Here is a 22,296-nt window from a genome sequence, read left to right on the forward strand (position 1 = left end):
TCTTCAGTTGAATAAATGAAAAAGCCACCCCAAATGGAGCGGCCTTCTTATCGATTCAATCATGAATAAGACAAGGTCCAGCTCCACTTCCCTCCGCTAGTACGAACTAGATCAGGTTCAAAGGGTCCAAGATTTTCTCTTGTCTCAGTCATACATGACTCCCCTAGTGGACTTTTGTCATTTAATTATCTTTACTCTACACATGTGGCGATTTGATGTCAACCGCCTTTCTTAATTCAACGTTCTGATTGTTGGCAGCTTCTCGATCCCTGCAGCATAGTAGAAATTCAGCACACTGAAGAAATCAATCGGCTTTCCTGTTTTTAAATCTACAGCTAAAATATGATCACCGTAATTTGTCATATCATCAATATCTAAGCGTCTTGGTGTTGTCTTCCCGAGTGTATCAACAAAGCTACTATGGTAGTACTGCCCGCTAGCAAACGATGATTCATGATACATAAATAAAGTCTCCACATCTAAGTAGACGAGAATGGCCTCAGAGGAACTTGCGTATGGAGCGGAGTACGACACTGGTGCCGAAATACTTTTCACTTTCACACTGTCAACAGAATGAGTTCTCTGTTCATATTTTCCATCATATGAGAAGTAAAACACACGCTCCCATTTATAATCGGCGGTCTTTGTTTGCTTATTGTACACTTTTGTACCATTTGCGAAAACATCACCGTTTGCATACTCAGCTACAAAATATTGCAAGGTGGACGAAAGGGATACAGCCCCCGTGAAATTGGGCGGGTTTTTTGCATTCACTTGTATCGTGTAGGAGTCTCCAAATTCTCCGCCGCTTGTAATACCGAATGCATAATCACCTGCTGGTAAATTGGTCAATCCAAGCAGGCTGCCTGCCGGTTGAATTAAATCTGTCGGGTAGGCTTGTCCTGTTTCATAATCAACAACAAATAATTGAACAAAATAATCAGGGTTTGAAGAGGTAATCCGGCTGATGAGTGCCTGAGGTGAAGATGTGCTTAAAAACCATAAATCAACTGGGTCGTCCTCTGTTAAGACAGCCGATTGATTAATAGCTAGTCCATCAATGGAGCGAACGGCAGACGTGCGCATTTTGCCTTCTTTAGCAGCTTTTCGTTTGATACTGATTCCTTTCTTCTTATTCACTTTAAATGATTTTTTCACTTGCTTCTGTTGAATAGCAGTTCCTTCATCCTGCTTCAAAAACGATTCTTGCACTTGCTGAATCGCTTTTTCCGTCAGTGGTGATATTTTCCCTTCTGATTTCGGTGTTTCTTCTGCTTTTAATGCTGGTGAAAACAAACCTGTTGCGACGAGTAAAACAGACAGTAAAGCTGCGGTGATTTTGACATAAAATGCTCTCACAGGAACATCCCCTTTTTCCTCATTTGGGTTTTTTACCCTGTTATTATTTTACCATTATTCTCATTATTGTTTTGGTCTTTTTTGGGACATTTTTATAACAAAAAAACCAGCCGCATGAGTTACGACTGGTTTTTGATCGTTTTATGTAATGGTTTTGACAAACAAGCGTGCTGTTTCTGCACTTGATCCCGGGTTTTGTCCAGTGATGATTTGTCCGTCAACAACAGCAAATGGCGCAAAGGCATCTCCTTTTTCAAACGCTGCCCCCTGCTCACGAAGTTTTGTTTCCAATAAAAATGGAACTTTTGATGTCAGCTGCACGGCTTCCTCTTCTTCGTTTGTGAAGCCTGTGATTTTTTTGCCTTCAATAAATGATTTGCCATTTTGGTCCTTCACATCAACGAATGCTGAAACACCATGACAAACGGCTCCGATCGCACCATTTTTATCTGAAACTGCTAAGATCGCATCCGCTACCAGTTGATTAGACGCAAAGTCGATCATAGGGCCGTGCCCTCCAGCAAAGAAAATTCCGTCATAATCTGCGGGATTCACCTCTGTAAGCGCCTTTGTGTCTTGAAGTAATTCATATACATCTTGATATTGCGCTGGGACACCTTCAGGAATTGAATTTTTGTCAATTGGTACAGTGCCACCTTGAATAGAGACAATTTGTACTTCTAGTTCATTTTCTTTAAAAATATGAAATGGCTCTGCTAACTCTTCTAGCCATAAGCCTGTTGGATGTCCATTCATTTCCGGGCTGCTTGTCGATACTAATAACACTTTCTTACTCATCTTGATCATCCTTTCGATTTATCCTGTGGCTATTTTATATTTTGCACAATTAAATATCAAGCAATATGACTTTAGGCCAGCTCATTATGTTATACCCGATTTTCTAAAAAATATGGTATGACTCCAAATCTAATCAATATGTCACATTCTATTGGTAGGGAATTTCATGTAAAATTGTCATTGAGTGATATAATATGAGGAAAGATTGACAGTTCTCTCGTCACATGAGGGGATTTTTAAAGGAGTGAAAAAGAGATGAAAACCTATTCGATTGTGATGATCATCATCACGCTCTGTATTATATTGGCCGTCTTTTTGATGAACCTAACGGGGGTCATGTACGGAAAAATCATTTTGGCCGTTGCCGTAGCCCTTTGTCTAACATCCATTATTCGTTTGATGGGTCTTCGAAAAAGATAAAAGCCGCCCTCACTAGGGGCGGCTTTATTTAAGATTAGATCGCCAGCATCAGTGCAATGAGTGCAAGCAGTGCTGGTACTCCTTGTTTGATGATAATTGATTTATTGGATGTTACACCGCCAAATACTGCTGCAATGAGCACACAAAGAATGAAAAACAGCTGAATCATATATCCAACGGTATTTGATCCAAGAATGAGCCCCCAAATGAGTCCTGCAGCTAAAAACCCGTTATAAAGCCCCTGATTGGCAAACATCACTTTGACATTTGGATCTTTTTGCAAGTGTTCTGGCAGCTTAAAAGACCGCTTCGCCATCTTTGATTCCATAAAAAACATTTCTAATAACATGATGACAATGTGTTCTAATGCGACAATTCCTACTAAAATCATTGCTAAAATATTCAATTTAGTTAATTCCTTTCTGGTAGACGTTCACGAATCTCTATTTTGTCCGTGTATAAATCAAAGTCTTGTATCAATTCTAGCGCTTCTGTAAAGCGACTTTGTGGAATGTCTTTCATTTTTCTCACGCCGAATTCCTTTTTAATAAAAGCCATGATGGTATTGATATGAAGCTTACCGTGACCAGCATACTCCAAATGGCTGCAAAAAGTCTGCATCGTCCCTCGAATCACCTTTAATTGCTTGGCAGTGACACAACTCATTGGTAACGCTCATCCTTTCCTTTGTTTTAACAGCTAAAAAGAATCATGGTTGAAAGAAAAACCTTCCAGTGTCTATTATATAATGGTTTCATTCGGATATCAAAATAAAAAAGAACAGACATTCGATTTAAAAAACAATCGTGCCCTCACAATCCTTTTCTCACATATCAAAAAGCCGGATTCAATGGTAGAATCCGGCTTTCTATTTAGTTACTTTTCGAAATTAACACCTTTCCAACAGAACGATCCTTACTTTGTCCAACGACTTTAAAGGATAACCCATATGTCGGTACATCGCGTCCTGCATCTGGGTTGTTTGGATTCACATAGTTCTTTTTATCACTAAATGTACGAGCCGGGCGAATGTAGCGATCTTGCAAAGTTAAGCCCGTTGTTGCTGTATAATCTATATTCAGCTTCGTACTTGGATTCAAAGAGAATGCTGCATCATGTACTTGGAACCCTGTTGCGGCAATGGAACCGTCACTCCATTTTAATACTTGCTGATCTGCATCTACTACGCCAAGGAAGCCGTTCCCCGGATGTTTTCCTACCCAGTTATCACTGTATGATTGATCGACATACCAAACGACCAACCCGTTATTATAGCTCATCAGACTTGCCCCGCGTTTAATATGCTTTAAGCCTTTATCGACATCAGCATAAGAGCGCCACTCTAGTAAATAGTATTGTGCTGCATATTGTTTTCCATTAGATTTTGAGAATCCATTAAAGGTAAAAGTAGGCGTGTCCTCGGCATCATCTGACCATACTTTCGTTCCATCTGCCGTGATGTTCAGGTCATCTACGAATAAGCCTGGAAGTGAATAGCCTGCATCAGTTGTGTAACGGAATTGCAGGTCGATTTTCTTCCCTGCATAAGCAGACAGGTCAAAGGCTGCATCTACCCAGCCGTCTGATTTTCCGTCGATGCCATTGCCTTCGTTTGCACCTGCTTCATTTCGATCATTCGTGATGTTACCCGCGATGGTCTTCCATTGATCAGTCCCTGTTTCACGCACTTCGACATACGCATAATCATAATCTTCTTCAATATCGTACCATGCTTTAAATGTCAGCTCTGCTTTGCTTCCTTTTGACAAATCAATACTTGTTGTCGTCATGGTTGCATTCAAATTGTCACCCGTTCCGCTGAAGTACGAATATTTCCCTTGAGCAGGTGTCGTGACGACAATCTCTTTATCTGGTAAATCGACTCGAACGGCATCATGGTTCGTTCCTTTTGTTGCTGCTTCATCAATTAATACTGTTTTGCTTTTCTTTAATGTTTTACCATCGATGGTTTGTCCAGAAAGCCAGTTGCCTCCATGCAGATTTTGAAGCATTTCTTTCGCATATGGGCTAAAGCCTGTTGGTTCCGTACCAGGAACTTTACCTGCCCAGCTTCCGCTTGACATGATCGACCAGTAAGAAACGGGCTCTCCTCTGCCTGTGTACTGTGTATCGTACTCGTCAGGAAGACCAAGATCATGTCCGAATTCATGTGTGAACACACCGGCTGCGCCATCTTCAGGCTCGATGGTGTAATCCAACGCGCCTAATTTCCCGCCTTGACCAACTTCAGATTCAGTATCCGGAATTTCAAATACATCACCAAGTGACCAGCGGTGTGACCAAATCGCATCAGCACCAAGTTGTCCGCCGCCTGCTTCTTCACCTACGCCGGCGTGAACGACCATTAGATGGTCAATGATGCCGTCTGGCTCGTTATAAACACCGTCGCCATCAATATCATAGCGGTCCCATTGATCATACTCGCTTAGATCAATATTCGGATCTTTTGCTGCTGCTTCGAGTGCTTCTTTCACCAATTCGCGCGGTCTGCCGTCACTGCCTGAATCGTCAGGTACGTTCCCGCCGTAATAAGCTGCTTCATGCTTCGCTGTATACCATCCTGCAACTGTTCCACTAACTGTGTAACTGCCGCCAGACTGCTTTTCATAGTATTGCTTCATGGATACTTTCCGTTTCCCATCTGGACCGATGTAGCCATTTTTTCCGAAAAGCATATCTTGATAGTGCTGTTGATCGTACTTGTCATAGTACATATCAGTCTCTTCTTTTTTAATACTATTATGCTTATAATCTTTAAAATCTACTAATAAAACCAATACTTTATCATTGCGGACATCACCTTTATACTTTTCCTTTTTGACCGGTTTTACTTGATTGCTTTCTTTTCCTTTATGCTTCTTTAATTTTTTCTTTTTGGCAAGTTTGTTATGTACCTCTTGTTTGTACTCTTTCAGGAATTCAGGCTCTTCTGTTAAGGTGCTGGCACTTTGTTTCATTGCTGATTCTTCTTTTTTCTTTAGATAGTTCTTTAATGCTTTTTGGGTTTCTGCCTCATTGGCATTCTTTTTGATCTTTCCTTGTTTTTTCAAGGCTTTGACAAGACGGTCTTCATTCACGACACTTGAGTCAAATGGAATACCTGAATAATGACCGCCATCAGAGGATGTTGATTTTTCTGTGGTGTGGGCAGATAGAGGGGTGCTGAAAGCTGTCAATGTGCCTAAACTTAGGACAGCGGTTAGTGCAATTTTCGTCCATTTCCCTTTTTTCATATTGGTTCCTCCCTATTTTGGTAATAAATAATATCTAATTCTAGCATATTCCAATATAGTTAAGTCGAAAAACATTTTATTTTCAGAAATTTTGTGGAAAATGCACAATACGTGAATGAAATGGGTGGAACCATATGTCGAAAATAAAAGAACCCTAGGCGATAACCGCCTAGGGTGTTTGTAGTTTTTCTATGAAAGCTGCTGGCCTTGAAAGGCAACCACGTCAAGTGGAGCGGCTAAGAATTCTTTTGCCTTCGCTACGAAAGCCTGGAAATGAGCACTTGCATTATGGCTCTGAACCGCAGCGTCATCTTTCCACACTTCTACCATTAAAAAGGTATTTTCCTTTTCTGTATCCTTGAACAGCTTGTAGGAAACATTGCCTTCTTCAGCCTGTGAAGCTTTCATTAACTCATTGATTTCTTCTAAAAATACGTTTTCTTTTTCTGGATGAATGGTCATCCCTGCATGAATAATAATCATGTGATCGTCTCCTTTTGAAAAGATATTATTTCCACTCAGCAATACGATCTACCGGTAAGCGATAAGATGCATAGCCTTCGTCAGCTGCTTTCCCAATTGATAGCAACATGACTGGTACATAACGTTCTTTATCCCATCCAAATGTTTCAGCGATGACTTCTTTATCATATCCGCCAATTGGATTTGTATCATAACCGTGTGCACGTGCAGCAAGCATAAGCTGCATAGACACAATCCCACCGTCAATTAAGATGGTTTCGCGGTTCACTTGCTCCGGAAGAACCTCAAAGTGTGCAGTTAATGCAGCAATTTGTCTTTCTTTCACTTCTTGCGGCATGTAGCCATGCTCTACTGCTTTTGAATAAATTTCTTCTAAGTATTCATTGCTTTTCATATCTGCAAAAACTGCAATGACAGCTGCTGATGTTGACACTTGAGTTTGGTTGAATTTTGCAAGTGGTGCAAGCTTTTCTTTTCCTTCTGGGCTGTCAATCACCATGAAGCGCCAAGGTTGTGCATTTACTGATGATGGTGCAGTTGTTGCTTCTTCTAAAATCTCTGTCATTTCTTCTTTGCTGATTTTCACAGATGGATCATAGTTACGAATAGAGCGGCGCCCTTTCATAATTTCCATAAAATCGTTTGTTTTTAATGTTGTAGCCATGTGTAACACTCCTTTAGGTTGTTTGAATCTTTTCGATGTTTTGTTGTATACGGATGAGCACATCAGTGAGAAGCCTTCGTTCTTCTTCACTTACGTTTTCAAGCATTTCTGAGATAAATCGTTCTTTTTCTATTTTAGAAGCTTCGATTCTCGTTCTGCCTTCTTCTGTTAAGCGGACAAGTGTGACTCGATTATCTTCTGGTTTTCTTCTGCGTGTGACCATTCCTTTTGTTTCCAGCTGTTTTAAATGACGCGTCACAGCTGCACTATCAATATTTACTTTTTTCTGCAAATCTGATTGGCTGATTTCATCGGCTTGGAATAACAGCGATAGCAACTCAAGTCTTGATTGGCTGATGCCCGTGCATGCTTCGAACTTCACACCCATCATACGGTTCACGCACTGCAAACGATATAATACCTCTGCCTCTTCAGAGCAAAATGCAGTCAATGCTATCCCCTCTTTTCTATTCAGAAATCAATTAATTGATATATCAATTATTGACTCGTCAATTAATATACACCCATTGTTTGATGATTGCAAGAGGTTTGTTTCATAAAGTGAATTTTTTTATTTCAATAGAAAAAATGAGCCTAAAATGACCATAAAAAAAGACAAAAGCGACGAATCACTTTTGTCCTTTTTCTTTATTCAGTAATGACTGTGTGGATCAATGTTGGTGCATCGGCATGATCAGCAATGCGGATGTTGTCATAAATTTTCTCCATGACATTTGCAACATCTTCACGATTCGCATGCAGAGTCACAAGTGAATCTCCTTTTTCAACACGATCGCCCACTTTTTTGTTCAGCATAATGCCGACAGATAGGTCGATATCGTCTTCTTTTGTTGCGCGTCCTGCTCCGAGGATCATCGCTGCAACACCGATTTCGTCCGCGACGATTTCAGCTACGACACCTGATTCTTTTGCTGGTACTTCGATTTTGTAAGGTGCTTGCGGCAGTTTTTCAGGCTGATCCACAATTGAGCTGTCTCCACCTTGGTTTTCTAAGAATTCCTTGAATTTCTCAAGTGCTTTGCCGTTTTTCATCACTTCAATCAGCTTTTCTCTTGCTTCATCAAGTGTGTCTGCTTTTTTCGCAAGAACGACCATTTGACTTCCTAATGTGAGCACAAGCTCGTTTAAGTCTTCAGGACCTTCGCCTCGGAGTGTGTCAATCGCTTCTTTCACTTCAAGAGAATTTCCAATCGCTAATCCTAGCGGCTGAGACATATCAGAGATAACCGCCATTGTTTGTCTGCCTACGTTGTTTCCGATGCGTACCATGGCTTTTGCAAGCTTTTCTGAGTCTTCTGGTGTTTTCATGAAAGCACCTGCGCCTGTTTTCACATCAAGTACAATCGCATCTGCACCAGCAGCAATTTTCTTACTCATAATGGAGCTTGCAATAAGCGGAATTGAGTTAACAGTTCCTGTTACATCACGAAGAGCATACAGCTTTTTATCAGCTGGTGTCAGGTTGCCTGATTGGCCAATGACCGCTACTTTATGACGGTTCACGAGCTCGATGAATTCGTCTTTTGTAATTTCTACGTGGAAGCCTTTGACCGCTTCAAGCTTGTCCACTGTACCGCCTGTATGCCCAAGACCGCGCCCTGACATTTTCGCAACAGGTACATCTAGCGCCGCAACAAGAGGAGCGAGTACAAGCGTTGTTGTATCACCTACACCGCCTGTTGAGTGCTTGTCTACTTTAATACCGTCAATGGCAGACAGGTCAATTGTATCTCCTGAGTTCGCCATAGCGAGTGTTAAGTCTGCACGTTCTTGATCCGTCATATCTTGGAAGAAAATCGCCATAGCCAAGGCACTTGCTTGGTAGTCAGGAATTGTTCCGTCCGTATAACCTTTGACAAAGAAAGAAATTTCCTCTGAAGATAATTCTTTTCCGTCACGTTTTTTCGCAATGATATCTACCATTCTCATTGTTTTCACCATTCCTTTTTTTAAATTAGTAAATCAAACCGACAACGCCTGCTGTTAAGAAGCTGACAAGAGTTGCACCGAATAACAGCTTTAATCCAAAGCGTGCGACTACGTTTCCTTGCTTTTCGTTTAAGCCTTTGACTGCTCCAGCAATGATACCGATAGAAGAGAAGTTCGCAAATGATACAAGGAATACAGAAATGATCGCTTCTGTACGAGCAGTGAATTGGAAAGCATCACCGGATAGAATTTGCATTGCCACAAATTCGTTAGATACCATTTTGGTCGCCATAATGCTTCCTGCTTGTACCGCTTCGCTCCAAGGAACACCAACAATGAACGCAAATGGAGCAAAGACGTATCCAAGTACATCTTGGAAAGAAACACCGATGGCAGCTGTAAAGATACCGTTAATCATCGCAATTAATGCAACAAATCCAATCAACATTGCAGCAACAACAATCGCTACTTTGAAACCATCCATAATGTATTCGCCAAGCATTTCGAAGAAGGATTGTCTTTCTTCCTCGACGACTTCAAGCATGTCTTCGTCCTTAGACACTTCATATGGATTGATGATCGATGCGATAATAAATCCACCAAATAGGTTCAGCACAAGTGCTGTAACCACGTACTCTGGTTTAATCATTTGCATGTATGCACCGACAATCGACATCGATACCGTCGACATTGCAGATGCACATAATGTATAAAGACGCTGCTGAGGTAATAATCCAAGCTGTTTCTTAATAGAAATAAAGACCTCTGATTGACCTAAAATCGCAGACGCTACTGCGTTGTAAGATTCTAGTTTCCCCATACCGTTTACTTTACTAAGCAAATATCCAATTCCGCGTACGATAAGCGGAAGAATACGCCAATGCTGCAGAATACCGATTAACGCCGAGATAAAGACGATCGGCAGTAAGACGTTGATGAAGAAAGTGGACGCATTATCATTCATTAACCCGCCAAATACAAAGTTGATTCCTTCGCCGGCATAGCCTAGAAGCATTTGGAATCCTTTTGCAAAGCCTCCGACTAGAAAGTTTCCAACACCTGTATTGAGCAGAATATAACCTAAAATAAATTGCAGTACAATCATGACAATTACTGGACGGAATTTCACTCGTTTTTTCCCATTACTAGCCAGCCATGCAATGGCGAGAATCACTAGCAAACCGATGATACCAATCACGTATTTCATGTTTTTCCTCCTTGAATGAATTCGTTTACATTAATGCGCTTGTATAGAACAAACCCTATTTCGCAAACAAAACGCGGAAGAAATTCCCAGAAGCGAGTTCCTTCCGCATATGACTTTTTCATCATTTATGAGTCATGAATGTTATCCTACCATAGGATCGTATGAATTAATAGTCTTTCGAAGGAGCTGATTGATCCCCTTTGATAATGGAAACGCCTGCACTTGCGCCAATACGGGTAGCACCTGCAGCTGTCATTGCCTCAACGTCTTCTTTTGTTCTCACGCCGCCTGATGCTTTCACACCGATGTCAGGTCCTACTGTTTTACGCATTAATGTAATGTCCTCAGCCGTTGCACCGCCTGTACTAAATCCAGTCGATGTTTTCACAAAATCAGCGCCCGCTTTCACTGAAAGCTCACAAGCTTTGACTTTTTCTTCATCAGTAAGTAAACATGTTTCAATAATGACTTTCACTAATGCTTTGCCTTTTGCTGCGTCTACAACTGCACGAATATCTTGTTCAACCACATCATATTCGCCGTCTTTCAATGCCGCAACATTGATGACCATGTCCACTTCTGTTGCACCGTTTTCAATGGCATCCTTTGTTTCGAATGCTTTCACCGCTGTTGTGTTTGCGCCTAACGGAAAACCGATGACTGTACATACATCAACACCTGTTCCTGCTAGTTCTTTCGACGCTAGAGATACCCAAGTTGGATTTACGCAAACAGATGCAAATTGATAAGTCTTTGCTTCTTCAAGTAACTGCATAATTGCAGCTCTAGATGTATCTGGTTTTAGTGCTGTATGATCAATGAGCTTTGCTATCGTCATGCTTCACACTTCCTTTTAATTATGATACTTTCATCATATATGACGAGTGAACAATTGTAAACATAGTTATGAAATTTTGTTCATCTATTTTGTGACATTTAAAAGAGCCCTCGCTGTGTGCTGATCGATGATCAATACATTCGCATATTTTCCTCTTAGTGCACCGTGTATAGAAGCCACCTTTCGATGACCGCCAGCGACAAGAATGGATCGTTCTTTTGTCCTTAAATCATCTAGCTCTACGCCAATTGTGCGATTGTTAATGGCTTCACTGCAAATGCGTCCATCTTGATCATAAAAACGCGAGCAAATGTCTCCGACACTGGATTCCTTGAGGAGCGCTTTTTCTTCTTCACGGAAATAACCTAGTCTAAACAAAAGTGCTTCATCTCTTACCGTTCCAACAGTAAACACAGCGATATTCGCCTGCTTGCCCATTTCAATAATTCGCTGAATATGTCTGTCCTGCTCAACCATCTCTTTGACGGCAGCACTATCAAATACTACAGGAAGCGGCAAATAACGCGGTGCTGTTTGAAAGGCCTCAGCAAACAGCTGGATGGTTTCCGCCGAATATGTATTCACATGAGAGTGGCTGATTCCGCCCTTGAGCTGGACAACCTCTACACCTTTTACCTGTTTAGGTTGCATCTTTTGTGCAATTTGATACATAGTCGTTCCCCAGCTCACGCCAACGATATCACCGTCTTTCACCGTCTCTTGCAAGTAATCTGCACCAAATCGGCTCAAATAATCGGTGATGGTTGGATAGTCGTCCTTTGGCGAAAACACCACATGAGCTTCGAGCAGGTCATATTTTTCCTTGAGCAATGAAGAAAGCTCATTTAAATCCTCAAACGGATCCATCACCGTAATCTGGACGTACCCCTTCTCTTTCGCATATTGAAGCAGCCGAGATACAGTCGGTCTCGACAGGTCGAGCTGTTTGGCAATTTCCTGCTGGCTGTAATCAGACATATAGTAAAGCCTTGCCGCTTCAATACTCAGCTGTTGTTTCTCTCGATCCATTCATACGCCCCCTTTTTCTTCTATCATAACAAATTGTTCACCTCATCATGCACAAATGTTCATTTGAAGAAAATCGTATAAGCGGCATGAAAGGTCTCATTTTTTTCTAATGTTTGAATCCCAAACTTCTCTTTATACTGTCCATTCGTCCCTTCCATATCGGCGATGCCATACCACGGCTCAATACAAACAAAAGGAGCCATCGTTCCTTTTTCTTGATCATAAGGCGACCAAATGCCAACGAACGGAAAACCAGTGAGATCGACCTCAACTCCGTGACCTGCCCTAGAAGTCAATGACACTCGATTGATATGGCTAAAGATCATCGCATCATGCTGAAAAAGCTCTGGGCGAAGCTGGATCGGTTCAAGCTGAATGCCTTTTTCTTTCTCCCTGACAAGTGAATTCCGCAGTTCATATTGCACAGGGAGATGTTCAGTGGAAGGTGTCAATGTGAGTGAATAATCTGATGTTTGCTCACCTTCAACAAGCGGAATACGAAATGCTGGGTGTCCTCCAATGGAGAAATACATCGTATCCTCTCCGTCATGATCAATTTCCCAGGAAATCTTCAGTCCATTTTCCAATAGTTCATAACGAATTCGCGCTGTAAATTCATACGGGTATTGCTTCACGTGCCGGCCTCTTGATTCATATTGAAAGGTCACCGTATGCTTCGTTTCTTCATATAAATCAAAATTGACATCACGTAAAAACCCATGCTGTGTGAGCTCGAAGGTTTGATCGTCAATCTTGTATTGATCATTCATTAATCGCCCAACAATCGGAAACAAGACAGGCGACACCCTGCCCCAATAAGCTGGATCACCAGACCACATATAGTGACGCCCGCTTTCCTTGTCAAGCACCTCCCTCACTTCCGCTCCTTTTTCATGAATCTGAACCAATAACTGATCATTTTCAACCGTTTTCATTCAATACATCCCCTTTCCTTCTTCTTTTATTATGACAGGGATTTTGGTTTTGAGTATCAAATTCGACATCTCTTACTCACCAATTAAAAAAATTTTAAAAAAGACAGAAATTCGCCAACAAAATGTAATGCTGATTCGTCTAATCTTATATAAAATAAAAGAATCGTTGCTCTTTTGAATGAACAACAAAAAGAAGCGTTTGACATTGATGGGGGATTCATTTTCATGAACAGCAAGGAAAATCGTTTTCGTTATATTTTAGGATTAGATGGACTAAGAGCCGTTGCTGTATTGGCAGTCATTGCTTATCACTTACATATCGGACCCGCAAGCGGCGGGTTTCTTGGCGTTGATTTATTTTTTGTCATTTCTGGTTACTTGATTACAACGATCTTGTTACATAAGCAGGATTTAGGCTATCAAGAGCTTTTGCCATTTTGGATGGGACGGATCAGGAGGCTTCTTCCAGCCGCTTACATCATGATTTTTATAACCGTCAGCTGGTGCGCGATTGCTGGATCAAACGCATTAGTGTCCATTCGTGGCGATGCCATATCGTCCTTTTTTTATGTCAGTAACTGGTGGTACATTTTTCATCAGCTTTCATATTTTGATAGCTTCAATGCCCTATCTCCACTGAAAAATTTATGGTCTCTGGCGATAGAAGAGCAATTTTATATCATTTGGCCGGTACTGTTGATTGCAGGGCTGAAATGGGTAAAAAACAGATCCCATCTGCCTATGATCACCTTTGGACTTGCACTTGTCTCTGCCTTATGGATGGCGATTCTTTATTCACCAGATACCGATCCAAGCAGGGTTTATTATGGAACAGATACTCGTGCATTTGCGCTCCTGATTGGATGCAGCCTGGCATTTGTGTGGCCTATGCAAAGACTGTCCAGCAAAAAATTACTTCCTGTTGGCAGACGTATTTTACATATTGCCGGGTTCGGTTCGTTTGCGATTTTCCTTCTTTGTGTTTATGCAGTGGACGATTTCGATGCCTTTCTCTATCAGGGCGGCATGCTGTTATTCTGTCTGAATGCGGCCATCTTAATTGCGTGCGTCTGCCACCCTGCAAGTCTTATAGGGAAATGGCTGTCCTTTCAGCCGCTCGTCTGGCTAGGTAAGCGGTCTTATGGTATTTATCTGTGGCATTATCCCATTATCGTACTGACCACACCGGTCATTGAAATTGGACAGCCTTCCATAGCGCGTGTCACATTGCAGCTCATCGCCATTTTACTAGTTGCTGAGGCTTCCTATCGCTTCATCGAACAACCGATCCGCCAGCATGGCTTCAGACAATATTTTTCCTCTTGGTCTATTTGGAAAAAAGGAATCAAACAGTGGTCTACATCTAATAAGGTGTTCCTTGGAATCACCGCAGCTCTTTTGATCTTATTTATCATTGGCATGTCTAACTCGTCCACTTCCTCCCCATATGTGAAGGAAGTGACGCAAATTAAGACAGCACCGAAAAAAACAGCCGAACCATCGGAATCAAAAGCGAAGAAAAAGAAAGAAAAGCACGAGAAAAAAGCAGCTGATCAAAAACAATTTCACCAAGTTCTTGCCATAGGTGATTCTGTCATGCTAGACATTGCGCCGAATCTTGAAAAAGCATATAAACAAATCACCATCGATGGGAAAGTTGGCAGACAGATGAACGAAGCCATCAGCATCGCCCCTCAATACAAATCATTTAATCAATCTGATGCTGCTGTTATCATTGAACTTGGCACAAATGGTTATTTTACTGAGGACACGCTGAAAGCATTCATTCAAAACTTTTCTAAGGCACATATTTTCCTAGTGAATACGAGGGTTCCAAGGTCATGGGAAAATGATGTGAATGCGGTCATTCAGCGAGTGGCTGATCAAGATCAAAACGTCACCTTAGTCGATTGGCATTCAGCCGCTACTGGACAGCCATCCTATTTTCAGTCCGATGGGGTCCACCTTTCAAAAAAAGGTTCTGACACATTGACACAGCTCATCACAGCAAGCATTAAGAAAAAAGGGGATGTGTCGACGTCATCATAAAAAGACTAGCAGAATGCTAGTCTTTTTTTCAGCGTGATAGAAAACCTTTGCAGTCGAGGAAGGGCGAGTATCGGCACGCAGACCTGACACCGAATGCGAGGGTTTGTCTGCACGCTGCTTTTATGCCGTCAAAAGGCTGGCCCTTATCGCTAATGTCTGCTCTTCCTTTGTTTTTTGATCCACCAAAGCAAAAAGCCCGTTCTCATATGCTAGTGAAAATAATTGTTCAATATGAAAAACTCCTGACTGAAACCGCCTGTTCAATAAATGCAGGGCCGCAGCACAGGCGACTTGAGCTGTTGCTTGAGACTCGTCGTGTCCTTTTATACCAAGCGCTGCATGATGAACCTTTTTCCCATCCGTCCCTGCCGCCTCCACTTTGACTGCATATTGATCTGTTCCCGCTTGAGAAGATTGAATCATTGAAATGGCTCTGTCCTTCATCTTCGGCAGTGTAAGGAACGACGTCAGTCCAAGGCTCCTTGTGAAGGCCAATGCACCCGTCGCGAGACGTGAATCAAAACAAAGCCTTGTCGTCACAGATGGCACATGAAGTGTAGAAGGCAATGTAAGTTGATCAGAGAAGGGGAATCGATAGGCATACCGCTTTCCAAGCTGTTCACCAAAGTTGACCTGTCTGCCTCCAGTAAAGCTTTTCACTCTTTTCCGCTGATCATGTTCAGTGAGTTCATATTCAGTATGGACATGATCAATCGTCCATTCAATCGCGGCTTTTCCATGCTGATCCCCCAACCCAAGCATAATCCCAATATCTATTTGATCCACTGATGAAAGCATAGATGCCGCTTTTGCAGCTAATAAATTTGTAAGACCGGGCGCGAGACCTACACTGAGCAAAGCCGTTGCACTGATTTGCTGCTGATCCAGCTGTGCCATTTGCTCCATATACGCCCCCTTTGCAGAAATATCGATATAATCAATGCCTGCCCGCAGAACGGTTTCAGCAAATGACGTGTCATCTTGGTCGAGACACATGATCACCAGCTTTGTTTCATCCATCCAGTCCGAATGTAATGGCTGACTAACATCTAGTTTGTAAGGACGGACTCTTCTTTTTGTCTGCTGTGAAAATTGTTCGGCCTTCTCATAGCTCCTGCCCGCCGCAACAATTTGCCCTGGATACACTTCACTTAACTGAAGACATATTTGCTGTCCGACATGTCCATAGCCGCCAATTACCATCACCTGTGATCTCATCTCTCATCCGCCTCTCTACGACCTCGCTTGCAAACAAGCCCTTTGATCATTCCTGCCTGAAAATAAGGTCTGATGTCTCGAAACCCCGCCTCAATTAAATGTCCTCTCATCTCCTCCTCAGGCACAGGATATGTTGCACGTCCCAGCCTGTCATTAAAGGACGAAAACACTTCTTTTCCTAGACCTTGCCGCTTCATGAAAAGAGACAGCATATGAAGCTCTTGCTGAAATGCGTTTGAATTCATCTCGCCTTGTATAAATGCGAGTACAAACGGGGCCCCTGGTTGAAGCCTTCGGGCAATCTCCTGTAAAAATGGCAGCCGATTTTCAACAAAATGAATCACGAGCAGGCTCACTGCGGCATCGTAAACAGCTTCAGCAGACACCTTGTTTAATGCGGTCTCATACCAGGTGACACGCGCCTCCATATGGAGCTGTGAAACCCGCTGTTTCGCCATATCCAGCATAGATGCAGACGGATCGACTCCTGTGATGAGCCAGTCTTCTTTTCTCTGAAGCATGTTGATGATCTCTTCGCCCCCACCCGCTCCGACAGTTAGAATACGAGAGGCCGCTCCCTTTATTTCAGTTTCTAATACATCTACTGATAACTCATGCAAAAGGTGATAGCCGGGTACTTTATGTGAAATCGTTGCTGCGTATGATTCAGCAACAGGGTCGTGCCAATGCTGGTTTCCTTTCATATGATTCTCCTCCAGTTCCTTTCCGCTTTCCATCGTTTCCTGTACACTAACGATATGACATCTTTATTGTAAAAAGAGGCACCAGAAAAAACGATCCCTAAAAGTGGGGGTTTTTGAGGAGGAGATCATGTGGTCAATCCAGCCACTCATTTTCAGCAGATAAGGCAGCACATTCGGGACGAGCTTGCTGCTGTCATTGATTTTGATGCCGTCTGTATCACAACCATCGATCCAGCCACTCTCCTCTCGACAGGTTCCTACACTGATGAACCGATTGAAGAAATTCATGACCAGCTCTTTCAAAATGAATTTTTAAAAAGGGACGTGCATCAGCATGAGATTCTAGCCAAAGGCCCTATTCATGCTGCGAGTCTCATCCAAAGCGGGGCATATTTGAACAGCGAGCGCTATCAGCATATTTTGTTACCTAACGGTTGGTCTGATGAATTGCGGGCAGCCCTTGTGATTCAAGGAGAATGCTGGGGTATCGCCAGCCTTTATCGTCAAAAGGGCAAGGAACCTTTTCAGAAGCGAGATATACAAGCAGTCATCGATCTAACACCGGCACTGGCAGCCAAGCTGAGAGATGAGCTTTTCAAAAAAAGAGACACTGAAGATGATGATGCGGCGGAGCAGCAAGGATTTCTCATTCTTTCAACTCATTACAAGCTTCTTTATGGAAATGAGACAGGGCTCCATTGGCTTCGTACATTTCAAGCCTTTGAACAAATCCATGACCAAGCCGTCATGCCCCGCCCATTCAGAGCATTAGGCGCTAAACTTTTATACGGCGGCACCGATCAAACAGCAGCAAGCATCACAAGAATGCCTACGGGAGTCTTTCTTTCCCTTCAAGCCTTTCGATTGGCGCAGTCTGACAGGCAGGAGGAGGCTGTCATGATTCACGTCAAACGAGCCCAAACAAATGATATTCTTCCTTATGCAGCGAAAACGTACAGGCTGACAGAAAGAGAGATGAACGTCCTCGACTGCTTATTAAAGGGCCAGTCGACAAAGGATATTGCGAGTACGTTATATATTTCACCCCATACCGTTCATGATCATGTGAAAGCGATGCTGCAAAAGACGAATTTAAGCAGCAGACGTATGCTTGTTTACTTTTTCTCCAATATATAAAAAAGCGGCTACCGCACTGGCAGACCGCTCTTTTCTTATTTTCCTAAAACCAGCTCATGCAGGACATGTGCTACTCCGGCTTCATTATTAGATTTTGTTACAACATCAGCTACGGCTTTGACATCATCAATGGCATTTCCCATAGCGACGCCGCAGCCCGCAAACTCTAGCATTGAGACGTCGTTCCCGTTATCACCAATAGCCATGACTTCTTCACGAGGAATTCCCAGCTCCTTCGCTAGAAGCTTCACGGCATTTCCCTTACTCACATCAGGATGCAGGATTTCAAGGAAGAAATCTGTACTTTTTACCATCATATACTTTTCCTTCACTTCAGATGGAATGGCTTGTATCGTTTTTTCCAACCGTTCTGGCTGATCAATATACATCATTTTTGGAAGTCTCATCGATGAATCTGCCTCTTCAACAGGCATATATTTCAGCGGCAGTTTTGTTAAGTAGGATTCAAGCACTGTGTATTCACTAATATCGCGATTCGGTGTGTATAAATTGGCTGAATCGAAATAATGCATCGGCGTGTCCAGCTGACGGCTCAATTCATATAACGAAGTTAAGTCATCATAGGATAATGTAAGCTCTGACACCACTTCATTTGTATGGCTGTTTTGAACAAGCGCTCCATTATAGGCGATCACATAATCTCCCTCTTGATCAAGCTGAAGATCAGCTAAATAGCGATTTACCCCGCCAATTGGCCGGCCTGTACATAAAACAATTTTAATTCCTTCTGCCTTAGCCTGTTGAATGGCTTCAAACACTTCATCCGGCACCATATGTTGATCATTTAATAACGTACCATCCATATCAATTGCGACTAATTTATACATTCACTGGTCCCCTTTTCTCAGCAAAAACGTGCTGTCACTATTTTGAGCCACCATTACGATGATGACAGGTTATTTCATTACTATTTACCTATTTTAGCCTATCGTTTTTTCTTCACGCTGTCTACTTGTTCTTATCTGTAACAAATATCACATGAGTCTACTCTATTATAACGCATTCTATTCATCGTGCTGATCACCCATTTGAAACAAGTAAAACAGAACAATTGTCCACCACTATAGAATGTTTTGAAACGAGCAAATCTAATTGTATGATGAATAGCAAAGAAAGGAGGTGCAGGGAATGATTACGTTTACGAGAGGTAAATTGTCAAAAATGTCTGGAGTACATATTGAAACCATTCGTTTTTACGAAAATGAAGGGGTGCTCCCAGAGCCCAAAAGAGCGCATAACGGCTATCGTCTATATGATAAAAAATATGTACTCATGCTGTCATTTATCACCGAAGCGAGAAAGCTAGATTTCTCACTTAAAGAAATTCGTGAAATTATCAAATCACTTTTCGAAAAAAAGTCAAAAACAGAAGCTGAACAGCTGCTCGAGCAAAAAGTCGAAGATATCCAGCACTCTATTCAAGAGTTAAAAAAAAGGAAGGCAGCTATTCAATTGTTAACAAAGCAAACATTAGCAAATATCAGCTGATTGTAAGGGCTGCCAAAGGTGTGCCGGTGTTGATCACTGGCACACCTTTGCTCAGGTATCTTAGTACACGTTCAATGAAAACATCGGTTATACTAGAGTCAGCTTAAACGAGTGGAAGGGGTTTTGAGATTGAACATCGCAACCATCGGAACAGGTATCATTGTGGAAGGCTTCCTGCAAGCGATTGAACAGCTCGACGGTGCTTCTTGTCACGCTGTCTATTCAAGAAAGGAAGCAACAGCAAAGAAGCTCGCAGACAAATTTGGGGTGCAGACAACTTATACGGATCTAACTGCTATGCTAGAAGATCCTCACGTAGAAGCCGTTTACATCGCATCACCGAATCGTTTACATAGCGAGCATGCAACCGCTGCATTGAAACACGGAAAACATGTGATATGCGAAAAGCCTTTCACCTCTAATGTGAAAGAGCTGGAAGCCTTAATCGCTCTCGCAAAGGAAAAGCAGCTTCTCCTATTTGAAGCCATTACGACCGTTCATATGCCAAACTATCATTTGATCAAAAAGCACCTTCATCAATTAGGTAAAATCAAACTGGTTCAATGCAACTATAGTCAATATTCAAGCAAATATAATCAGCTGCTAGCCGGCGAAACGCCAAATGTCTTTAACCCTGCGTTCTCTGGGGGAGCGCTGATGGATATTAATATCTATAATGTCCATTTCATCATGAACCTCTTTGGATCACCAGAGCAAGTCCGATATCAGGCAAACCGCCATCCAAACGGTATAGACACATCTGGTGTTTTGACGTTCACTTACAATGATTTTATTGCGACAAGTGTCGGCAGTAAGGATACAAGCAGCATGAACTTTGCATTGATTCAAGGAGAAAAAGGCTTCATTCATGTGAAAAATGGGGCGAATGGCTGCGAGGAAGTGCTGCTGCATGTTGATGACAGGGTCATCTCACTCAATGCACAAACGAACCCAAATCGGCTGTTTTATGAAGCAGAAGCTTTCCAGCAGATCATTGAAACAAAAAATCATGAACAGTGCTATGCATGGCTTGATGAAAGTCTCTCCGTGATGAAAGTTCTTGATGCCGCAAGAAAAGATGCAGGTATTGTTTTCCCAGCTGATCAAATTTAATGAAAAAAACCGCCTTCTATGAGAGGGCGGTTTTTGACGATTAAATACTCTTTGAATACGCCACAAGACGCTGAGACATGTGATTCACTTCATCGACTGCAGCGTTCACCTGCTCTGTTAAAGCAGCCTGAGTTTGCGTAAGAGCTGTCATATTCGAGATATTTTCAAGAATTTCATCAATTTGTGTTTTCATATCTGTTAAACTAGATTCGATATTTTCCGTTGCATTGGCACTATGCAGCGCGAGCTTTCGTACTTCATCTGCAACGACAGAGAATCCGCGGCCCTGTTCACCAGCTCTAGCTGCTTCAATCGCAGCATTTAGACCAAGCAGGTTCGTTTGGTTCGCCACTTCTTTGATTAAGTCAGAAATATTTTTCGTCTCATCTGCACTATTTTTTGCTAAATTTGCGGCAGACGTTGACTGCTCTTGAGCAACAGCAAGCTCCTGTGCTTGATTGGTCACAGAGCTAATGCCCGATACCATCTCGCTAATAGAACTTGAAAGCTGTTCTACTTGTGACGCCATTTCATTCGCTGTTTTCTCTTTGTTTTTTTCTAACGTGATATCACGAATGGTTCCTGCCACTCGAAGAGGCACACCTTTTTCATCACGAATGGTTTCACCACCTGCATGATACCAGCGAAACTCACCATTTTTACTTTGTAATCTGTAATCAATGTCGAATGGTGTGCGGCCAGAGTGATCATTTAAATGATCTGCAAAAGCTTGCAGAGCCATTTCTTGATCCTCAGGATGCAGACGGTCGCTCCAGCTGCTCAGAACATTCGGGAAATCTTTTTCGTCTGTAAAACCAAGCGTTTTTCTGAACTGCGGAGACCACCAGAATTCGTTATTTGGATTGACTGGATCGCCTGCCTCTACCACCATGTCCCAAGGAGCTTCGACAAGCGCACGGTTGATTAAGTCATATCTTGTGACAAATGCTTGCAGCTCTTCTTCTTTCAATTTCTGATCATGTATATCAAAAAGAGCTCCCGCCACACGAAGAGGGACACCATTTCGGTCACGAACGGTCGTTCCAGTTGCTTTGAACCAACGATAATCCCCGTTTTTTAACTTTAAGCGATATTCGATATCATACGGCGTACGCCCTGAATGATCCAATAAATGCGAAGAGAATGCATTTAGAGTATATTCTTGTTCATCCGGATGAATTCGAGACGCCCAGCTGTCTAATAGATTCGGAAAATCATGCTCATTTTGAAAGCCGAGCATTTTGCGGAATTCATCCGTCCATGTGAATTCATTCTTTGGATTGACCGGGTCTCCAGCGATGACGACCATATCCCATAAGCCAACTTGAATGGCTTTTGTCACTAAATCCATCCGCATTTGAATATTTTCATTGGCCTCCTGCATCTTTTGCAAAGCTTCATTCATTTGTGCCACTGCTTCTATCGTTTGGCTAGAAGAAAATGCAGCAGTATCTAATCTTGCTGAAAAGTCTCCCTTTTCAATTCGTTCTATTAATTGGCTGCTTTCACTCAGAAGGACTTCAGCCGATGAATCATTTGCTTTTCTCTTAAACATCTTTCATAACTCCTTCCAACTCTAACGTTCTTGAAATATTTTACAGTTATAAACAATTCTTTATTAGGACTTTA

The 22,296-nt window shown here is 42.2% G+C and carries 21 protein-coding genes, 1 pseudogene and 1 riboswitch; of the genes and pseudogenes, 5 read left to right on the top strand and 17 right to left on the bottom strand.

Features of this window, described 5'->3' with window-relative positions:
• Positions 1 to 71 precede the first annotated feature (71 nt).
• Positions 72 to 175, bottom strand: a riboswitch (TPP riboswitch).
• 56 nt (positions 176 to 231) lie between these two features.
• Both MHI08_RS17925 and MHI08_RS17930 read right to left on the bottom strand, forming a co-directional pair.
• On the bottom strand, positions 232 to 1,359 hold the full coding sequence (locus tag MHI08_RS17925; RefSeq protein WP_103131802.1) for a hypothetical protein: 1,128 nt from the start codon (positions 1,357 to 1,359) through the stop codon (positions 232 to 234).
• 141 nt (positions 1,360 to 1,500) lie between these two features.
• A complete protein-coding gene (locus MHI08_RS17930) occupies positions 1,501 to 2,157 on the bottom strand; it encodes a type 1 glutamine amidotransferase domain-containing protein (protein ID WP_342499838.1) in 657 nt (218 codons plus the stop codon).
• A 255-nt stretch (positions 2,158 to 2,412) separates the two neighbouring features.
• Here MHI08_RS17930 and MHI08_RS17935 point away from each other — a divergent pair, with 255 nt between their 5' ends.
• Positions 2,413 to 2,577: a hypothetical protein gene (locus tag MHI08_RS17935; RefSeq protein WP_003214630.1), complete on the top strand. Its 165-nt coding sequence runs from the start codon at positions 2,413 to 2,415 to the stop codon at positions 2,575 to 2,577.
• Between the two features lie 34 nt (positions 2,578 to 2,611).
• On the opposite strand, the gene MHI08_RS17940 is transcribed toward MHI08_RS17935, so the two are convergent.
• The 11 genes and pseudogenes from MHI08_RS17940 to MHI08_RS17990 form a co-directional block, all read right to left on the bottom strand.
• Positions 2,612 to 2,983, bottom strand: coding sequence for a DUF1304 domain-containing protein (locus tag MHI08_RS17940; protein ID WP_024423930.1), 372 nt, complete (start codon positions 2,981 to 2,983; stop codon positions 2,612 to 2,614).
• Between the two features lie 5 nt (positions 2,984 to 2,988).
• Entirely contained in the window at positions 2,989 to 3,243 is a 255-nt protein-coding gene (locus tag MHI08_RS17945) for an ORF6C domain-containing protein (protein ID WP_024423931.1), read from the bottom strand.
• 206 nt (positions 3,244 to 3,449) lie between these two features.
• Positions 3,450 to 5,831, bottom strand: a complete 2,382-nt coding sequence (locus MHI08_RS17950; protein WP_056765355.1) for an immune inhibitor A domain-containing protein — start codon at positions 5,829 to 5,831, stop codon at positions 3,450 to 3,452.
• Between the two features lie 189 nt (positions 5,832 to 6,020).
• Entirely contained in the window at positions 6,021 to 6,314 is a 294-nt protein-coding gene (locus MHI08_RS17955) for a putative quinol monooxygenase (protein ID WP_024423933.1), read from the bottom strand.
• Between the two features lie 25 nt (positions 6,315 to 6,339).
• Positions 6,340 to 6,978: a nitroreductase family protein gene (locus tag MHI08_RS17960; RefSeq protein WP_024427550.1), complete on the bottom strand. Its 639-nt coding sequence runs from the start codon at positions 6,976 to 6,978 to the stop codon at positions 6,340 to 6,342.
• A gap of 13 nt (positions 6,979 to 6,991) precedes the next feature.
• A pseudogene (locus tag MHI08_RS17965) lies at positions 6,992 to 7,476 on the bottom strand (MarR family transcriptional regulator).
• Positions 7,477 to 7,626: 150 nt separating this feature from the next.
• Positions 7,627 to 8,928, bottom strand: a complete 1,302-nt coding sequence (locus MHI08_RS17970; RefSeq protein ID WP_041087525.1) for a pyrimidine-nucleoside phosphorylase — start codon at positions 8,926 to 8,928, stop codon at positions 7,627 to 7,629.
• A 25-nt stretch (positions 8,929 to 8,953) separates the two neighbouring features.
• Positions 8,954 to 10,135: a NupC/NupG family nucleoside CNT transporter gene (locus MHI08_RS17975; RefSeq protein WP_041108453.1), complete on the bottom strand. Its 1,182-nt coding sequence runs from the start codon at positions 10,133 to 10,135 to the stop codon at positions 8,954 to 8,956.
• Positions 10,136 to 10,301: 166 nt separating this feature from the next.
• Positions 10,302 to 10,973: a deoxyribose-phosphate aldolase gene (gene deoC / locus MHI08_RS17980; protein WP_075621446.1), complete on the bottom strand. Its 672-nt coding sequence runs from the start codon at positions 10,971 to 10,973 to the stop codon at positions 10,302 to 10,304.
• Between the two features lie 84 nt (positions 10,974 to 11,057).
• Positions 11,058 to 12,002 carry a sugar-binding transcriptional regulator gene (locus tag MHI08_RS17985; protein ID WP_056765350.1) on the bottom strand — a complete coding sequence of 315 codons (945 nt, stop codon included), beginning with the start codon at positions 12,000 to 12,002 and terminating at the stop codon, positions 11,058 to 11,060.
• A 59-nt stretch (positions 12,003 to 12,061) separates the two neighbouring features.
• On the bottom strand, positions 12,062 to 12,937 hold the full coding sequence (locus MHI08_RS17990) for an aldose 1-epimerase family protein (RefSeq protein ID WP_342499839.1): 876 nt from the start codon (positions 12,935 to 12,937) through the stop codon (positions 12,062 to 12,064).
• 225 nt (positions 12,938 to 13,162) lie between these two features.
• Here MHI08_RS17990 and MHI08_RS17995 point away from each other — a divergent pair, with 225 nt between their 5' ends.
• Positions 13,163 to 14,986: an acyltransferase family protein gene (locus MHI08_RS17995; RefSeq protein ID WP_342499840.1), complete on the top strand. Its 1,824-nt coding sequence runs from the start codon at positions 13,163 to 13,165 to the stop codon at positions 14,984 to 14,986.
• A gap of 120 nt (positions 14,987 to 15,106) precedes the next feature.
• Here the strand turns inward: MHI08_RS17995 and MHI08_RS18000 are convergent, their stop codons facing one another.
• Both MHI08_RS18000 and MHI08_RS18005 read right to left on the bottom strand, forming a co-directional pair.
• The gene (locus tag MHI08_RS18000; protein ID WP_342499841.1) at positions 15,107 to 16,204 is read right to left on the bottom strand and encodes a saccharopine dehydrogenase NADP-binding domain-containing protein; all 1,098 of its coding nucleotides are present in this window, start codon (positions 16,202 to 16,204) and stop codon (positions 15,107 to 15,109) included.
• Positions 16,201 to 16,908: a class I SAM-dependent methyltransferase gene (locus tag MHI08_RS18005; protein ID WP_268436721.1), complete on the bottom strand. Its 708-nt coding sequence runs from the start codon at positions 16,906 to 16,908 to the stop codon at positions 16,201 to 16,203. The genes MHI08_RS18000 and MHI08_RS18005 overlap by 4 nt, the downstream gene beginning before the upstream one ends.
• A 129-nt stretch (positions 16,909 to 17,037) precedes the next feature.
• Between MHI08_RS18005 and MHI08_RS18010 the strand changes: the two genes are divergently transcribed.
• Positions 17,038 to 18,045, top strand: coding sequence for a helix-turn-helix transcriptional regulator (locus MHI08_RS18010; RefSeq protein ID WP_342499842.1), 1,008 nt, complete (start codon positions 17,038 to 17,040; stop codon positions 18,043 to 18,045).
• Between the two features lie 35 nt (positions 18,046 to 18,080).
• Here MHI08_RS18010 and yidA read toward each other — a convergent pair whose 3' ends face one another.
• The gene (gene yidA, locus MHI08_RS18015) at positions 18,081 to 18,893 is read right to left on the bottom strand and encodes a sugar-phosphatase (RefSeq protein ID WP_024423947.1); all 813 of its coding nucleotides are present in this window, start codon (positions 18,891 to 18,893) and stop codon (positions 18,081 to 18,083) included.
• 301 nt (positions 18,894 to 19,194) lie between these two features.
• Here yidA and MHI08_RS18020 point away from each other — a divergent pair, with 301 nt between their 5' ends.
• Together MHI08_RS18020 and MHI08_RS18025 are read left to right on the top strand one after the other, a co-directional pair.
• Complete coding sequence (locus MHI08_RS18020; RefSeq protein ID WP_024423948.1) at positions 19,195 to 19,554, top strand: MerR family transcriptional regulator; 360 nt, start codon at positions 19,195 to 19,197, stop codon at positions 19,552 to 19,554.
• A 129-nt stretch (positions 19,555 to 19,683) separates the two neighbouring features.
• Positions 19,684 to 20,667: a Gfo/Idh/MocA family oxidoreductase gene (locus MHI08_RS18025; protein ID WP_024427559.1), complete on the top strand. Its 984-nt coding sequence runs from the start codon at positions 19,684 to 19,686 to the stop codon at positions 20,665 to 20,667.
• 40 nt (positions 20,668 to 20,707) lie between these two features.
• Here the strand turns inward: MHI08_RS18025 and MHI08_RS18030 are convergent, their stop codons facing one another.
• Positions 20,708 to 22,222 (bottom strand): PAS domain-containing protein, encoded by a 1,515-nt coding sequence (locus MHI08_RS18030; RefSeq protein WP_056765326.1) that lies wholly within the window; start codon positions 22,220 to 22,222, stop codon positions 20,708 to 20,710.
• Between the last annotated feature and the right edge of the window lie 74 nt (positions 22,223 to 22,296).

The organism is Bacillus sp. FSL M7-0791, from assembly GCF_038627085.1.
In the GTDB taxonomy this organism is placed as follows: Bacteria; Bacillota; Bacilli; order Bacillales; family Bacillaceae; genus Bacillus; species Bacillus safensis.

Excerpts from the sequence above, each read along its gene's own strand:
- MHI08_RS18020 (WP_024423948.1), top strand. The coding sequence starts at position 19,195 with ATGATTACGTTTACGAGAGGTAAATTGTCAAAAATGTCTGGAGTACAT.
- MHI08_RS18030 (WP_056765326.1), bottom strand. The coding sequence starts at position 22,222 with ATGTTTAAGAGAAAAGCAAATGATTCATCGGCTGAAGTCCTTCTGAGT.
- MHI08_RS17960 (WP_024427550.1), bottom strand. The coding sequence starts at position 6,978 with ATGGCTACAACATTAAAAACAAACGATTTTATGGAAATTATGAAAGGG.
- MHI08_RS18005 (WP_268436721.1), bottom strand. The coding sequence starts at position 16,908 with ATGAAAGGAAACCAGCATTGGCACGACCCTGTTGCTGAATCATACGCA.
- MHI08_RS17995 (WP_342499840.1), top strand. The coding sequence starts at position 13,163 with ATGAACAGCAAGGAAAATCGTTTTCGTTATATTTTAGGATTAGATGGA.
- MHI08_RS18000 (WP_342499841.1), bottom strand. The coding sequence starts at position 16,204 with ATGAGATCACAGGTGATGGTAATTGGCGGCTATGGACATGTCGGACAG.
- MHI08_RS17950 (WP_056765355.1), bottom strand. The coding sequence starts at position 5,831 with ATGAAAAAAGGGAAATGGACGAAAATTGCACTAACCGCTGTCCTAAGT.
- MHI08_RS17990 (WP_342499839.1), bottom strand. The coding sequence starts at position 12,937 with ATGAAAACGGTTGAAAATGATCAGTTATTGGTTCAGATTCATGAAAAA.
- MHI08_RS17975 (WP_041108453.1), bottom strand. The coding sequence starts at position 10,135 with ATGAAATACGTGATTGGTATCATCGGTTTGCTAGTGATTCTCGCCATT.
- MHI08_RS17930 (WP_342499838.1), bottom strand. The coding sequence starts at position 2,157 with ATGAGTAAGAAAGTGTTATTAGTATCGACAAGCAGCCCGGAAATGAAT.
- MHI08_RS17935 (WP_003214630.1), top strand. The coding sequence starts at position 2,413 with ATGAAAACCTATTCGATTGTGATGATCATCATCACGCTCTGTATTATA.
- MHI08_RS17985 (WP_056765350.1), bottom strand. The coding sequence starts at position 12,002 with ATGGATCGAGAGAAACAACAGCTGAGTATTGAAGCGGCAAGGCTTTAC.
- deoC (WP_075621446.1), bottom strand. The coding sequence starts at position 10,973 with ATGACGATAGCAAAGCTCATTGATCATACAGCACTAAAACCAGATACA.
- yidA (WP_024423947.1), bottom strand. The coding sequence starts at position 18,893 with ATGTATAAATTAGTCGCAATTGATATGGATGGTACGTTATTAAATGAT.
- MHI08_RS17970 (WP_041087525.1), bottom strand. The coding sequence starts at position 8,928 with ATGAGAATGGTAGATATCATTGCGAAAAAACGTGACGGAAAAGAATTA.
- MHI08_RS17955 (WP_024423933.1), bottom strand. The coding sequence starts at position 6,314 with ATGATTATTATTCATGCAGGGATGACCATTCATCCAGAAAAAGAAAAC.
- MHI08_RS17945 (WP_024423931.1), bottom strand. The coding sequence starts at position 3,243 with ATGAGTTGTGTCACTGCCAAGCAATTAAAGGTGATTCGAGGGACGATG.